14 protein-coding genes are annotated in these 15,022 nt (G+C 63.0%); 10 read left to right on the top strand and 4 right to left on the bottom strand.

Going from position 1 to position 15,022, the window contains the following annotated elements:
- The first annotated feature begins 100 nt into the window (after positions 1–100).
- Positions 101–1,474, top strand: a complete 1,374-nt coding sequence (locus tag GPJ75_RS18295; RefSeq protein ID WP_343036274.1) for a UDP-glucose dehydrogenase family protein — start codon at positions 101–103, stop codon at positions 1,472–1,474.
- 49 nt (positions 1,475–1,523) lie between these two features.
- Here the strand turns inward: GPJ75_RS18295 and GPJ75_RS18290 are convergent, their stop codons facing one another.
- Positions 1,524–1,787: a hypothetical protein gene (locus tag GPJ75_RS18290; protein WP_163269950.1), complete on the bottom strand. Its 264-nt coding sequence runs from the start codon at positions 1,785–1,787 to the stop codon at positions 1,524–1,526.
- Between the two features lie 144 nt (positions 1,788–1,931).
- Here GPJ75_RS18290 and GPJ75_RS18285 point away from each other — a divergent pair, with 144 nt between their 5' ends.
- The 9 genes from GPJ75_RS18285 to GPJ75_RS18245 all read left to right on the top strand — a co-directional run bounded on the left by GPJ75_RS18285 (position 1,932) and on the right by GPJ75_RS18245 (position 11,794).
- Entirely contained in the window at positions 1,932–3,041 is a 1,110-nt protein-coding gene (locus GPJ75_RS18285) for an NAD-dependent epimerase/dehydratase family protein (protein ID WP_163269948.1), read from the top strand.
- Complete coding sequence (locus GPJ75_RS18280) at positions 3,038–5,071, top strand: NAD-dependent epimerase/dehydratase family protein (protein ID WP_163269946.1); 2,034 nt, start codon at positions 3,038–3,040, stop codon at positions 5,069–5,071. Before GPJ75_RS18285 ends, GPJ75_RS18280 begins: the two co-directional genes overlap by 4 nt.
- Positions 5,068–6,213, top strand: coding sequence for a glycosyltransferase family 4 protein (locus GPJ75_RS18275; RefSeq protein ID WP_246249117.1), 1,146 nt, complete (start codon positions 5,068–5,070; stop codon positions 6,211–6,213). The genes GPJ75_RS18280 and GPJ75_RS18275 overlap by 4 nt, the downstream gene beginning before the upstream one ends.
- A 2-nt stretch (positions 6,214–6,215) precedes the next feature.
- Positions 6,216–7,340 carry a CgeB family protein gene (locus GPJ75_RS18270; protein ID WP_163269944.1) on the top strand — a complete coding sequence of 375 codons (1,125 nt, stop codon included), beginning with the start codon at positions 6,216–6,218 and terminating at the stop codon, positions 7,338–7,340.
- On the top strand, positions 7,337–8,431 hold the full coding sequence (locus GPJ75_RS18265) for a CgeB family protein (protein ID WP_163269942.1): 1,095 nt from the start codon (positions 7,337–7,339) through the stop codon (positions 8,429–8,431). Before GPJ75_RS18270 ends, GPJ75_RS18265 begins: the two co-directional genes overlap by 4 nt.
- Positions 8,428–9,567 (top strand): CgeB family protein, encoded by a 1,140-nt coding sequence (locus GPJ75_RS18260; RefSeq protein ID WP_163269940.1) that lies wholly within the window; start codon positions 8,428–8,430, stop codon positions 9,565–9,567. Before GPJ75_RS18265 ends, GPJ75_RS18260 begins: the two co-directional genes overlap by 4 nt.
- Positions 9,564–10,559 carry a UDP-glucuronic acid decarboxylase family protein gene (locus GPJ75_RS18255; protein ID WP_163269938.1) on the top strand — a complete coding sequence of 332 codons (996 nt, stop codon included), beginning with the start codon at positions 9,564–9,566 and terminating at the stop codon, positions 10,557–10,559. The genes GPJ75_RS18260 and GPJ75_RS18255 overlap by 4 nt, the downstream gene beginning before the upstream one ends.
- Positions 10,560–10,575: 16 nt before the next feature.
- The gene (locus tag GPJ75_RS18250; protein ID WP_163269936.1) at positions 10,576–11,331 is read left to right on the top strand and encodes a TIGR04290 family methyltransferase; all 756 of its coding nucleotides are present in this window, start codon (positions 10,576–10,578) and stop codon (positions 11,329–11,331) included.
- Positions 11,332–11,398: 67 nt separating this feature from the next.
- Positions 11,399–11,794, top strand: coding sequence for a hypothetical protein (locus GPJ75_RS18245; protein WP_163269934.1), 396 nt, complete (start codon positions 11,399–11,401; stop codon positions 11,792–11,794).
- A 20-nt stretch (positions 11,795–11,814) separates the two neighbouring features.
- On the opposite strand, the gene GPJ75_RS18240 is transcribed toward GPJ75_RS18245, so the two are convergent.
- From GPJ75_RS18240 to GPJ75_RS18230, 3 genes are all read right to left on the bottom strand, one after another.
- Complete coding sequence (locus tag GPJ75_RS18240) at positions 11,815–12,897, bottom strand: Gfo/Idh/MocA family protein (RefSeq protein ID WP_163269932.1); 1,083 nt, start codon at positions 12,895–12,897, stop codon at positions 11,815–11,817.
- Complete coding sequence (locus GPJ75_RS18235) at positions 12,894–13,847, bottom strand: MDR/zinc-dependent alcohol dehydrogenase-like family protein (protein WP_163269930.1); 954 nt, start codon at positions 13,845–13,847, stop codon at positions 12,894–12,896. Before GPJ75_RS18235 ends, GPJ75_RS18240 begins: the two co-directional genes overlap by 4 nt.
- A gap of 200 nt (positions 13,848–14,047) precedes the next feature.
- Complete coding sequence (locus GPJ75_RS18230; RefSeq protein ID WP_163269928.1) at positions 14,048–14,230, bottom strand: hypothetical protein; 183 nt, start codon at positions 14,228–14,230, stop codon at positions 14,048–14,050.
- Positions 14,231–15,022: the final 792 nt, after the last annotated feature.

Below are 15,022 nucleotides of genomic sequence, written 5' to 3'. Positions count from 1 at the left end.
CATGGTTTCTCATCTTCAGCGTCTACGGGAACATCGGCTACCGGCTGCGGTTAGGAGCGGCAGAACCTAAACCGAGCGGGAGCGGCTTATGCAAATCGCAATGATCGGCGCAGGCTACGTGGGCCTAACGACAGCAACGTGTTTTGCCGAGATGGGCCACGAGGTCGCGTGTCATGACGTGGATGGTGAACGTATCAGGCAACTCGAAGCGGGCGAACTACCCATTTATGAACCCCGTCTCGAGGAGGCCATGCGGCGAGCGGTAGCCTCCGGTAAACTGCGTTTTTCACGTTCAGGCGCTGATTGCGTAGGCGGCGCAGATATCGTGTTTCTCGCCGTCGGTACACCCGCCACGCCCGACGGACGTATAGACCTGTCGCAAGTGGAAGCCGCGGCGCGGCTCGTCAGCCGTTGGCTGAAGCCGGGCGCGGTGGTCGCTATCAAATCGACCGTCGTTGCGGGAACATGCCGGCGTGTTCGCGAGATCATGGCGGAGGAGCGCCAGTCGCTCGATTTCAGCGTTGCGGCGAATCCAGAGTTCCTGCGCGAAGGATCGGCGATGGAGGATTTCCTGTGTCCGGACAGGATCGTCATCGGCTGCGACGACCGCCGGTCCGCTTCATTGCTGTCCGAAGTCTATCGACCGTTGACGGAGCGCGGCGCACCGAAAGTGCTGTCGAGCACCCCAAATGCCGAGCTGATCAAATATGCGGCAAACGCCTTCCTGGCTCTCAAGATCGGCTTCATCAATGAGGTGGCCGACCTGTGCGCGCAGACAGGTGCGGATGTTGGCCCCGTCGCCGAAGGCATTGGCCTCGACCGGCGGATCGGCCCGAGCTTTCTACGGCCGGGGCCGGGCTACGGCGGGTCGTGCTTCCCGAAGGATACATGCATCTTCGCAGCCACCGGTCATGGGCGTGGCGCCCGGCAGTTTCTTATCGAGACCCTGATCGAAAGAAATGAAAAGCGAAAGGTTGCATTGGCAAGGCGGGTCATCGCGCAAGGCGAATTGCGGGAAGGCTCTGTCGTTGCGGTGCTCGGTCTGGCCTTCAAAGCGAACACCGACGATGTCCGCGAGGCCGCCGCCTTAACGATGGTCCCCATCCTGCAAAAGGCAGGGCTTAGGGTGAGGGCACACGACCCGAAGGCCAGGGCAAATGCGCGGCAGTGGCTGCGCGATGTCGAATGGACGGATACCCCCTATGAGGCGGCACATGGTGCGGACGCGGTCGTCATCCTCACGGAATGGGAGGAGTACAAGAACATCGACCTTGGCCGCCTCGCCTGCACGATGTCCCAGCGTGTCGTCTTCGACTATCGGAACTTGCTCGATCCACGGGCGGTCGCGGCCCACGGGTTGACCTATTTCAGCCTTGGCCGACCTCCGGTTTCTCCAGTCGGGAAAAGCACGAGAGGGCGCGTGTCGGCGTTGGCCGGCTCACGCCGACGCGTAGCCGCGCCGGCGCGCGATTAGCTTATCAGGCCAGGCTCTGCGGCCTGCGCCGGTCTCCCGCCGGGTCGCCTCAGCCACGCTCGACCAGTTTATTGAAACGGCTGATACGATCGTCGTCCGTGCGCTCCTGATAGAGGAACGCCAAGTTGCTCTCATCGAATATACGGAAGAAGTCGGCCCAGGTGATCGGTTCCAGTTCCTCTTCGGGCTCGCCGAAATCGATCCTCAATATTCCATCGGGCTTGGTCGCCTTCACACGGGCTGGCCGGCCGCCCCTGGCCTCGGCCCAGTTCCTGATCTCGTCGTGGTCGGTTGTGGTTACTGCCGCGCTCATCGCCTTCTCCTCGTGTGTTTTGGAGCGCCAAACACGCAAAAAGGCCTTCTGTTCCAAATGCCCGCACAGCCGGTAGGAACAAAAGCTTCCTGCTGCGGTTGGAAGACACTGAAGAGCCCGTCTTCGATGTAAGCAGGAGCAATAGTGAAAGATATCGTATTAATCACGGGAGGCGGCGGGTTTATCGGCCGCCGTGTAGCACGTGAACTGCTGGACGGCGGCTTCGAAGTGCGTGTTCTCGACAGCCTCGTCGATCAGGTGCACGGGGGCCGGCCCGCCGTTCTGCCCGACCGAGCAGAGTTCATATGTGGCGACATCCGCGATGCTAATGCGGTGCGGCATGCGCTGAACGGGGTGGGCCTGGTGGTGCATCTTGCGGCCGAAGTCGGTGTTGGCCAATCCATGTACGAGATCGAGCGTTACGTCGGCGCCAACGACTACGGCACGGCCGTCCTGCTTCAGGAAATAGCCGCTCAGCCCGTCCGGCGCATCGTTGTTGCCTCGTCGATGAGTGTTTACGGCGAGGGGCTCTACCGGGACGCGGCAGGCGGTATCCATGACGATGTGCGAAGGGACCGTTCGCGCATACAGGCCAGGCTGTGGGACCCGGCCACGCGCAGCGGCGATCCGCTCCTGCCAGTTCCCACGAACGAGGATAAGCCGGTCGAGCTTGCATCCATCTATGCGCTGACGAAATTCGCACAGGAGCGTGCCGTTCTCATCTTCGCCGAGGCCTATGGCATCGATGCGGTGGCGCTGCGGCTGTTCAACGTCTTCGGGCCGGGCCAGGCGCTATCGAATCCATATACAGGCGTGCTTGCCAACTTCGCCGCGCGCCTGATCAATGGCGAGCCTCCCCTCATCTTCGAGGATGGCGCGCAGCGGCGTGATTTCGTGCATGTGCAAGATGTCGCGCGCGCTTTCGCCTTGGCCCTGCGCAAACCGGAAGCGCGCGGCAACGTTATCAACATAGGCAGCGGTCGCGCGTATACGATCAGCAGCGTCGCGCGGTTGCTGGCTGAGGCGATGGAAGTGCCGGATATGAAGCCGGAGATTCTCGGCAAGGCACGAGTGGGCGACATCCGCCATTGCTTCGCCGATATTTCCCGCGCACGTGCCTTGCTCGACTTTGAGCCTGAGCACCTGCTCGAGGATTCGCTGGTGGAACTGGCCGACTGGGTGCGGCGGTCGGGGGCCGTCGACCGGGGTGCGGAAATGAAACGTCACCTCGAAGAAAGAGGGCTCGTGTCATGACCGGGGCGAAACGTCCCCCCTACAGCGAGCGCAAATTCGGGTTCGTCGAGTGGTTCCGCCCCGGCGAGTACGAGCGCACGGAAACGGTGCTTCCCGAAATTATCGCTTCCGGTGCCTCCTATCTGCGCACACACCTGTCCTGGGCGGAGTATTTCGCCCCAGGGGGGCCGGAGTGGTTCGATTGGCTCTTGCCAAGGCTGGCTGCGAAGTTGGATGTGTTGCCGTGTATCCACTACACCCCACCCTCCATTTCCCGTACGGGCAAGACGTCGGGCGCGCCGCGCCGCCTCCGCGACTATGCTGATTTCGTCGACCACGTGTTGACGCGCTACGGCCATCTCTTCCGTCATATCGAGCTGTGGAACGAACCGAACAACCTTCTCGACTGGGACTGGCGCGAAGACACCGATTTCCAGCTCTTCTGTGAGATGATTGGCGACGCCGCCCATTGGGCCCGGGAACGCGGCTGGGATCCCGTGCTCGGAGGACCGTCGCCTTTCGATCCCTACTGGCTCGACCTGATGGGCGAAAGAGGCGTCCTGGACCGCGTCAGTGCTGTTGGGTTCCATGGTTTTCCAGGTACGTGGGACAGCGAGAAGGGAAGCTGGGGCGGCTGGGATCTGCATATCGGCGAGATGCGGCGCATCGTCGACCGTTACAATAAAGCGGCGGAGATATGGATCACCGAAACCGGCTATTCGACCTGGCGCAACGACGAGGTCGAGCAGGCGCGGCGCTTCATCAGCGCACTCGATGTGCCGGCCGACCGCATGTATTGGTACAGCTGGCGCGACGTGCCGCACGACGTGGCTGTGCAGGAAGGTCTATGGTTCGACGTCCGCCACTATCATCTGGGCGCTGTCGATAATTCCGGTCGGCCGAAGTTGCTGGCGCGGCTTCTGACCGATGGCGGTGTTGAGAAGGTGGCGGAGATCGCACGCCTGGCCGCTCCCTCGATCGGCGCCAGAACAGAGCCCGTTCTGATTACGGGCGGCAGCGGTTTTATCGGCGCCAATCTTGCGGACAGCCTGCTCGAAGACGGCGAGGAGGTGATAGTTCTCGACAATCTGAGCCGTCCCGGTGTCGATGAGAATCTCGGCTGGCTGAAGGAGAGGCACGGCGATCGCGTTCATCCGTTCCTTGCCGACGTGCGCGATTATATGTCGATCTACCCCGCCGTCGCCGACGCCGGCTCGATCTTTCACCTGGCAGCTCAGACAGCCGTTACGAGCAGTCTCCTGCAGCCCTTTGACGACTTCGAGGTCAACGGCCGCGGAACGCTGAACGTGCTGGAGGCGGCCCGCCAGTCGGGGCGGCGCATACCGATCGTTTTCGCCAGCACGAACAAGGTTTACGGGTCACTCGACCACCTGGAGATGATCGAGCTGGAAGACCGTTATATGCCGGCCGACCGGCAGGTGCGCAAATACGGCATCGGCGAGGATTGCAGCCTTCGGTTCTGCACACCCTACGGCTGCTCAAAGGGGGTGGCAGATCAATATGTGCTCGACTACGCCACCTCTTATGGCTTGCCGGCGGCGGTCCTGCGCATGAGTTGCGTCTATGGCCCGCGGCAGTTCGGCACGGAGGATCAGGGTTGGGTCGCTCACTTCCTCATCCGCGCGCTGGAGGACAGTCTCATCACCGTCTTCGGCGACGGCAAGCAGGTTCGCGATGTGCTGCACGTCAGCGATGCCGTGGCCGCCTATCGCCAGATACGGGCCAGTATCGCGGAAGTCAGCGGGGAAGCTTTCAACCTTGGCGGGGGGGCCGCCAACGCGGTTAGTTTGCAGGTCGTCCTGCAGAAGATCGCTCGCCTGAAGGGCAGCAAGCCGCACGTCAGGCGCGAGGACTGGCGGGCCGGCGACCAGCTTTATTTCGTGGCCGACACGCGCTGGCTGCAACGACGCGTTGGCTGGAGCCCTAAAGTGCCCTGGAGCGATGGCCTTGAGGATCTCTTGGGTTGGTTGCGAGCGGAAAGGGTGTCAGTGCCCGTCGACCGCGTCACGGCAAGAAGGATCGCACGATGACGCAGGCTGTTTCCACAACATCGGCACATCGGCATCAGCAGCCGGGCGCATCGGCGCGCCTGCTGATGACAGTGGACGCAGTGGGCGGCGTATGGCGCTATGCGATGGGTCTGGCGCGCGCACTTGCGCCCCACGGGGTCTCCATCGTCTTCGCCGGTCTCGGACCGGGCCCGACGGCGGAGCAGCGCGCAGAAGCGCAGGTGCTTGGCGAGCTTGTCTGGCTCGATGTGCCGCTTGATTGGACGTGCAACCGCGAAACCGAGTTGGACGTCTTACCCGAGTTGCTACGGCATCTGGCAGACGAATGCCGGATTGACCTCATTCACCTCAATCTTCCCTCCCAGTCCTGCGGCCTGGACGTCGACGTTCCCATCCTCGTCGCCTCCCATTCGTGCATCCCGACCTGGTGGCGGACGATGCGCGGAGGGCCGCTGCCCGACGAGTGGCAGTGGCACATGACGCGCAACAAGTCCGGCTTCGAGGGCGCGGACGCCATAGTGGCGCCGAGCCGCAGCCACGCCAAATCTCTCGAAAGGTGTTACGGCGCACTGCCCGGCCTTACGGTGGTCCCGAATGCGCTCGCGGTCGCTCCTGAACCGGGGCCCAAGGAGGAGTTTGTATTCGCCGCGGCGCGATGGTGGGACGAGAGCAAGAACGGCGAAATCCTCGACGTTGCGGCGCGCGAGGTGTCATGGCCGCTTCTTATGGCAGGACCTCTCTCCGCTCCCGACGGCCAGCATTTCATACCCAAGCACGCCTACTATTGCGGCGAACTGAGCAACAGTGGGGTTCTCGAGCACATGCGGCGAGCCGCCGTCGTCGTCTCGCCTTCACTCTATGAGCCATTTGGGTTGGTGGCGCTCGAGGCTGCGCACGCAGGCTGCGCACTGGTTCTTTCCGATATCCCCACCTATCGCGAGCTGTGGCCGGACGCCGCACTTTTCTTCGATCCGCATAATGCCAAGAGCCTCGTTGCCGCGCTTGACCACCTGGCTGCCGATAAGGCGCTGCGGCGGGAGTTGGCGATGCGGGCCTCCCAGCGTGTACGACATTTCACCCCAAGGGCGCAGGCCGAGGCGATGATCGGGATCTATCGCTCAATGATCACCGCGAGCTGCCGGCACAGCGCGGCGGGAGCGTGACCATGCGCTTTCTTTTCCACACCCACTCGCTCGTGTCCGACTGGAACCACGGCAACGCACACTTCCTGCGTGGCGTGATGCGCGAGCTGATGGCGCTCGGGCATGAGGTGCTTGCGCTCGAGCCCGCCAATGGCTGGAGCCGCAAGAACCTGTCGGCCGACCAAGGTTCCGCCGCCTTCGGCCGCTTCGCGCGTGACTTCCCCGGTTTGCGATCAGTCACTTACGGCCCCAGCTTCCCCCATGAGGAGGTGCTGCAGGGCGCCGATATCGTGATCGTCCACGAATGGACGGAGCGCTCGCTGGTCGAACGCATCGGCCGGGCGCGTCGCGTGGGCCGCTTCACGCTTCTCTTTCACGACACGCACCACCGTGCCGTCTCGGCACGCCGGGACATAGAGGCGTTTCGCCTTGAAGATTATGACGGCGTCCTGGCATTCGGCGAATCTCTGCGTCAGCGCTATGTGGAGGCAGGGTGGGGCCGCAGCGTGTTCACCTGGCACGAGGCAGCCGACACCGCTCTCTTCAAGCCCATGCCGCATGAAGGCGACCGCCGCGATCTTATCTGGATCGGCAACTGGGGTGACAATGAGCGCACCGCCGAGCTGCGTGAATTCCTGATCGAGCCGTCGGAAAGGCTTGGCCTCTCATGCACTGTGCGTGGCGTGCGCTATCCGCGCCGCGCGTTGGATGCGCTTGCCGAGGCGGGGCTCGACTATGACGGCTGGATCGCCAACGCGGATGTTCCGGCCGCCTTCGCACGCCACCGTGTAACGATGCACATTCCCCGGCGCCCCTATGTCAAGGCGCTGCCGGGCATCCCGACGATCCGTGTCTTCGAGGCTCTTGCTTGCGGCATCCCCTTGATCTCCGCGCCTTGGGACGATGCGGAAAATCTCTTTCGGGCCGGTGAGGATTTCCTCTTTGCGCGCAACGGCGCGGAGATGTCCGCACTGCTGCGCCAGGTCCTGGCCGACCGCGACCGCGCAGACGCCCTTGCGACCTCTGGGCTGGAGACAATTCGGGCGAGGCACACCTGCCGTCACAGGGCACGTGAACTTCTGTCGATCGCATCGGTTTTGGGCGGAGCGCGCACGGAAACCTCGATACGAAAGGAGGCTGCGGAATGAAGATTGCGTTCTATGGATCAAGCCTCCTTTCCTCCTATTGGAATGGAGCGGCAACATACTACCGTGGTCTGCTGCAAGCGCTGTCCATGCTTGGCTACGACATCACCTTCTATGAGCCCAACATCCGCGAGCGGCACCAGAACCGGGACATGGAACCGCCCGACTGGTGCCGCGTCGTCGTCTACGACTGTGACGATGTCTCGATGAAGCACGCCGCGGCGCACGCGGCGGCCGCCGATGTCGTCGTCAAGGCAAGCGGCGTCGGCTTCGAAGACAACGCACTGCTGCAGCTGGTTTTGAATGCGGCCCGGTCCGAGGCGCTTACTATCTTCTGGGATGTCGATGCGCCTGCCACGCTCGCCCAGATCGACCGTGACCGCGAGCATCCGTTGCTCCACGAGCTCTCGCGGATCGATCTCATCCTCACCTATGGCGGCGGCGACCCGGTGGTCTACGGGTATCGGGCGCTCGGTGCGCCGCACTGCATCCCCGTCTATAATGCGCTCGACCCTCTCACCCATCACCCTGTCGCACCCGATCCACGCTTTGCGGCCGATCTTGCCTTCTTGGGCAACCGCTTGCCGGACCGCGAGGAAAGGGTGGAGACGTTTTTCTTCCGTGCGGCTTCGCTCCTTCCAGATCAGTTTTTTCTTCTAGGCGGGGCCGGCTGGTCCAGTCGGCGTCTCCCGGATAACGTGCGCTATCTCGGCCACGTGCCGACCTGCGACCACAATGCCTTCAACGTCTCGCCCAAGGCGGTTCTCAACGTTAACCGGCAGAGCATGGCCAGCAATGGCTACTCGCCAGCGACCCGCGTCTTCGAGGCCGCCGGCGCCGGCGCATGCCTGATCACCGATAGCTGGGCCGGGCTCGATCTTTTCCTTGCCGAAGGCAGCGAGGCGCTGGTGGCGCGCGATGGCAAGGACGTCGCCGATATACTGACTTGGTTGACGCCGGCCGAAGCCGAGAGGATCGGACGGGCGGCGCGGCAACACGTGATGCGCGAGCACACCTATGCCCATCGGGCCGAGCAGGTGCACCAGATCCTTTCAGGGTTTCTGCCCAAGCCGCAAACGGAGGCTGCCGAATGAGCCGCCGGCTTAACATCGTCGTGACCGGCCTTTCGCTGTCGTCTTCCTGGGGCAACGGCCATGCCACAACGTATCGATCGTTGCTCAAGGGCCTGCATGCCAACGGCCACGACGTTCTCTTCCTGGAGCGCGACGTGCCGTGGTACGCCGACAACCGCGACCTGGCCGCACCCGATTTCTGCCACCTCGAATACTACCGCAGCCTTGATGAGTTCGGTGCCTTCCTGCCGGAAATCCGCGAGGCCGACGCGGTCATCGTCGGTTCGTTCGTGCCGGAGGGGGTTGCGGTGATCGACCGCATCCGGGCGATGAACCCACCGCTTCTCTGCTTCTACGATATCGATACGCCCGTCACCATGGCACGGCTCGAAGCCGGCGAGGAGGACTATCTGGCACACCGTCAAGTGCCGTATTTCGACCTTTACCTCTCCTTTGCGGGCGGCCGCCTGCTTGAGCTTCTTGAAAACCGCTATGGCGCCAGGCGGGCCGTGCCGCTGTACTGCTCCGTCGATCCCGCCCTCTATTTCCCCACCGGCGAGGAGATACGCTGGGACTTCGGCTATCTAGGCACCTACAGCCCGGACCGGCAACCAGCGCTTGAACGGCTTCTGATAGAGCCCGCCCGGCGGCTGCCGGAGAAGCGCTTCGTGGTCGCCGGCCCGCAATACCCGGCGGATATCGACTGGCCGGCAAATGTCGAGCGGATCGAGCACTTGCCGCCTTCCGCGCATGCTTCCTTCTACAGCAGATCCCGCTTCACGCTGAACATCACGCGCGCCGATATGGCCGCCGCCGGTTTCTCGCCAAGCGTGCGCATCTTTGAGGCCGCCGCCTGCGCTACGCCGATCATCAGCGATCGCTGGCCGGGACTGGGCGCGCTCTTGCCCGAGGACGAGGCGGTTCTCATAGCCGATACCCCGGAAGACGTCGTGCAGACACTGACGCAGCTTCCCGGCGACGTGCGTCGCAGGGTTGCCGGAAGTGCGCGTGAGCGCGTTCTGGCAGGCCATACTGCGGTCGCACGCGCGAACGAACTTGCCAGACACATTGAAACGCTGAGCGAGACACGGATGCGGAGCGAGCGCGCCCCAATGCGGCATGCGCGCGCGGTCAGAAGCGGAGGTCAGCCATTATGAAGACCGTACTGATCGCCGGCGGCGCAGGTTTTCTCGGCTCCCACCTTTGCGAAGCGATCCTACGGGAGGGAAATCGCGTCATCTGCGTCGACAGCTTTCTTACCGGGGCGCGCGCCAACGTCGTGCCCTGGCGCGCCAACGACCGGTTCAAGCTGATCGAAAAGGACATCTGCATGCCCATCGAAATCGGCGAGAGGATCGACGAGATATACAATCTCGCCTGTGCCGCTTCGCCGCCGCGCTACCGTGCCGATCCTGTCCACACCATGATGTCCAGCGTTCTTGGTACGCACAACCTGCTTCGGCTTGCCGAGCGCAAGGGCGCTACCTTTCTCCAGGCATCGACAAGCGAGGTGTATGGCGATCCTCAAGAACACCCGCAGAACGAGGACTACTGCGGAAGCGTCAACTGCACCGGCCCGCGCGCCTGCTACGACGAGGGCAAGCGTGCAGCAGAGGCGCTGTGCTTCGATTTTCTGCGCCTCAACCGCGCCAATGTCCGCGTTGCCCGGATCTTCAACACATACGGGCCGCGCATGCAGCCGGACGACGGACGCATCGTCTCCACCTTCATCTGTCAGGCGTTGTCGGGCGCGCAGATCACCGTTCACGGCAGCGGCGAGCAGACACGTTCCTTCTGCTATGTCTCCGACCTCGTGCACGGCCTCATCCTCCTGATGCGCAAGCCGCAAAACCCAGGCCAGCCGATCAATCTCGGCAATCCGGGCGAGTTCACGGTGAAGGAGCTCATCGATCTTTTGGCGCAGCAGATCGGCACAAGGCCCGAAGTGATGCAATTGCCGATGACGGAAGACGATCCGCAGCGGCGCCGGCCGGATATCCACCGCGCACAAGCCATCCTGGGGTGGGAGCCGCGCGTGCCGCTCGAGGAAGGACTGCGCAGAACCATCTCGTGGTTCCAGCTTACGACGCGCCGGCACGGCGGGCGCCGGCCGGCCAAGCGGCCCGCAACGGAACCGCTCATCTGCTAACTCGAAGGAGAGCCGAATGAATGTAGGCTTCCATCCGAAGCGGAAGGCGTCGATCCGCCAACGCATCGAGGAGCTGGCGCCGTGGTTTCACAACATGACCATCGGCGGCATGGCGACCGCCCCCGACCATTTCCTCGGCGACTATCCGCGTTGCAAGTGGGAGAAATTCGCGCATGCCCTGCCGCAGGATATCGCCGGCTGCAGCGTCCTCGACATCGGCTGCAATGCCGGCTTCTATGCGATCGAGATGAAGCGGCGCGGCGCCGGTCTCGTCGTCGGTATCGACTCGAACCCGCGCTATCTGGCGCAGGCGGAGTTCGCCTCCACACAGGCCGGCATCGACCTCGAACTGCATCAGATGTCGGTCTACGACGTCGGAAGGCTGGGTCGCAAGTTCGATCTTGTCCTCTTTCTGGGGGTACTCTACCACCTGCGTCATCCGCTTCTGGCGCTCGACCTCATCCATGAGCATGTGGCGGGCGACCTGCTTCTCGTGCAGTCTCTCCAGCGTGGCAATGACACGGTGCCGAAGGTCCGAGACGACTACCCCTTCTCGGAATGGCAACTGTTCGAGAAAGCGGACTTCCCGCGCCTCCACTTTGTCGAGCACCGCTATGCCGGTGACCCGACGAACTGGTTCATTCCCAATCGTGCCGCTGTGGAGGCGATGTTGCGCAGTGCCGGTTTCCGCATCGAGATGCATCCGGAGCGCGAGGTCTATCTGTGCCGGCGCGGCGGGCGACCGGAGATAGTCGAGCCGCCGCCGCTTTGATGCCCTTCTTGAAACAATCTGCCCCGCTTTCCCGTTTCCGTCCGAAACAGGCACAAGGAACAGGGCAATGCAGTTTAACGATGTGCAGGTGCAGCGGCTTGACGCCGGGGACGGCTATTGGTCGCTGGTGACTTTTCGCGGCACTAAGGGCGAGACCATTGTCGTGCGCCTTCCGCAGTCGGGCGATGAGGTTGGCGAGAGCAGCAGCATGCTCGTCGGCAGCGCGCGCGCCGCCCTCCTTGATGCGGTGTCGGCAACCGAAGGCGAAAATCCGCTACCGTTGGCCGACGTCGAGGTTGATGCCTCAGGTCGCGCCTTGGGGACGCCGGTCGCGGCACCTTCGCTGGAAGAGGAAGATGACAATCCTTATCAGAGGCCGGACGAAGCACTTCCCGGCTCGGAGGAAGAGTCAGACCTTCTGCGCAATCCGTCGCGGCAGAAAGGTCGCTTCGGCGAGGGATAGCGTTTCAGCCGCAGGCGCACTTAATGGTCACGTCGACGCGCAGCCGCCGCCTTGAGGCGCTGGCGCCGGCCGATGTCACCCGTCCGTCCATAGATGCGGTCAAGAACCTCGGCTACGTCCACCAGCCTTTCGATGGAGGGATCGAAGCGATCGCTCCCTGCTAGCCGCGTCGCCCAGTCGACGGCGGCGCGTCCGCCCCACGCATCCGGCGGCCGGGCAAGCGTCTCACATGCGGTGCCGCAGTATTGTTCGGCCGTGAAATCATAGAAAGAACCATCGATATTCCTTAGCATGGCACTGCCTTCCGTCCCATGGAAAGCGGCGGAAATGACGGCATCGCAGCCCGCCGAAAGGTGCCAGGAGCAGGCAAGCCGGACCACCGTGTCTCCTTCGAGATCGATCGTCGCGACCGCATAGTCTTCAACGATTCCGGTGCCGTCGCGCAGCGGCCTCCCACGTGCGTGCAGCCTGCTCGACACGCCGTGGGCGCGCGGGAAATCCAGGACCCACAGCGCCAGGTCGACCAGATGAACGCCAAGATCCATGACACAGCCGCCGCCCGAAAGCCTGGCATCACGGAACCAGGGCTTATCCGGCCCGTAGGCATTGTGAAACGTCATTTCCACCGCATGCACGCGTCCGATCCCGTTGGAAGCGACCACATTGCGGACCCGCCGCGCAGCCTCCGTAAAGCGGTACGACATGTCGACACCAAGCAACCGGTCGACCGCACGCGCAGTATCGATGACGGAGCGCACCTCATGGGCCGTGCGTCCAAGCGGCTTCTGGCAGAAAACGGCGGCACCATGCCTGAGGGCACGGATTGTCTGAGGCGCGTGCAGGGCGCTCGGTGTGGCGATGACGAGGCCATCGACGCCCGCATCGAGCACATTATCGAGCGACGGCGCGATCTCGGCGTCCGGCGCCAGTTCGGCTGCTCTCGCGGCGATCTCCGGCGACTGATCGGCTATCGCCACGGTTTCCGCGATGCCGCTTTCGACGATCGCCTGCATCCTGTGCCGCCCTATCCATCCAACACCGAGAAAGCCGATTCGCGGTTTGGCGAGGGTGTGGCGCGGATGTTTTGCCAGCGCGTCGTTCACATGACCACCATGGCTTTGAGGAAGCCGTGCGGCCTATCCCGCGTGGCGTTCAGTGCCGCATCGAGGCGCTCCAGCGGATAGGCGTGTGTGAGCAGCGGCGCCGGATCGAGGCGCCCCCCGGCAACCACCTCCACGGCTGCATGCACGCCCTGGACATAGATCGCCGGGTCGCGCTCATGGGCATTGATCACGTCGAGACCGCGCCAGTTCCAGAGCTGCATGTTTACCTGTCTTGGCCCGTCCTGGTGATAGCCTGCAATGACGAGGCGGCCGCGTTCCATTGTCAGCTCCGCGGAAAGCTCCAGCGGGCGCGCCAGCCCCGTCGCCTCGATCACGCGGTCACACAACGTGCCGCCGGTAATCTCCGAGACCCGACCGATGACAGCAGCCGGATCATCCGTGGCAATCGTTTCGGATGCCCCCATCTCGCGTGCCACTTCCAGTGCGAACGCGCGTCGGGAGATGGCGATCACGCGCGCCCCGGCTGCCGCCGCGAGTTGCGTGAGCAGCGCGCCGAGGAAGCCGATCCCGACGATCGCCACGGTCTGACCCGGCCCGATACCGCTTCGGTGGAAGACGTTCATGGCACAGCCGAGCGGTTCGCCGGGGAAAGGCTCGCCTGCAAAGGCAGGTGGCAACGGCACCACCGAGCTTGCCGGTCCGACATCGAATTCCGCATAGCTGCGATAGAAGAGGGCGGCCACACGGTCGCCAGGTATCAGCCCCTCTACCTCCGGCCCGACTTCATCCACCACTCCCCAACCCTCATGGCCGAGGTCGCCGGGCTCAGTGGGAAACCGCATCCATTCTGGACCGGACCACGGCCCAAGATTGGAGGCGCAAACCCCGCAGCCTTCCAGACGCACACGCACTTCCCCGGTTGCGGGTTTCGGGATCGGCACCTCCTTGATCGCCACCCTGCCGGGCCCCGTCACGACAGCTCCGCGCATCGTTTGCGTGGTTCGGAGCAAAGGTGTTCGACCAGATAGCGCGGTGGGAGCGGATGCCATTTCGTTCGTTCGGTTTCTTTGATTCCGTTTCAGCCGAACAAGATGCCGCGGGATATGTTCCGGAGGCGGGGTGGCAGAAAACTGAGCACTTGTCACTGTTCTGCTCCCGGCCGCGAGAGACTGAAGGAGAGTGGCGCATGCTACCGGCGCTTTGCTGTCTCCTGGCGGCGACGTTCTGCGAGCGCCGCCTGCAGTTCAACGGCCAGGGCCAGAATCCGCTCCGGAACAGACTCCCTTTCGATCTCCGTCAGAAGAAGCTGTATGTCCCGCGGGTAGGCGTCAGGAACTATAGCCTTCTCGCCTTTGGAATCGTCCTTGCTCATGGCAGCATCTTAGAGGATCGGGCGCCTCGTCCAAATAGTCTGTGAAACGGCAATTTGCCGACAGGCGCTCCCCCGCATTGCCGCGCGAGCCAAATCGATAGGCTCTTGAGCCTAACCACGGTAGAGTTCGCGGGTGGCCTCGTCGCGTTTTCTGCGCTCTTCCCTTTTTAGTCGCCGCCGTCTCAGAAGGGCGAATATAAGTGCAGCCGCAAGGATCAAAGGGCCGCCGGCGACGACGAAAAGCCACAAGTAGTTCATCAACGGTTCCACCGTCACCTCCGTCCCCGGGGTACCTCCTGTTCAGTGTCGCCCGTCCGGACGCTTTCCTGGTAGATTGCACATCCGGCCAATACCATGAACGGCCAAGCCAAAGCTCAAACACCGCCGGGACGAGCCAGAAGCGCGGATAGCAAGGCCTTTCTCACTGACAAGGCAACCTTTCCCAGAAACTTCCAATCCAGAGCGATGTTCCCTTTCCGGTATGAATCGTGACCCAATATCGATCCCGCGAGAAACTGCCGCACGGGTTTACGGTTTGAGCACCATGGGCGCGTCAGCAACCGAATTCCCGTAATCCAAAACGCTCGCCTTCCTGCCAGCAGATGCGACCGGCTGAAACAGATTTGTCATCGAAGTGCGGTGAGGTCGGAGCCTATGACGGGAACATTCGACATGTGATTTGGTTGAGGGCTGGAAGAGGTCAGCCAAGCGGCTGAACAAGGACGCTGAAATCTACGGCGTGGCAATCGAGCCCAGCAACCCTAGTTGCGATCCACAAACACTCAAGTGTTC

It is taken from the genome of Chelativorans alearensis (genome assembly GCF_010993735.1).
Taxonomy (GTDB): domain Bacteria; phylum Pseudomonadota; class Alphaproteobacteria; order Rhizobiales; family Rhizobiaceae; genus Chelativorans; species Chelativorans alearense.
This window is presented reverse-complemented; position numbering and strand designations above follow the sequence as displayed.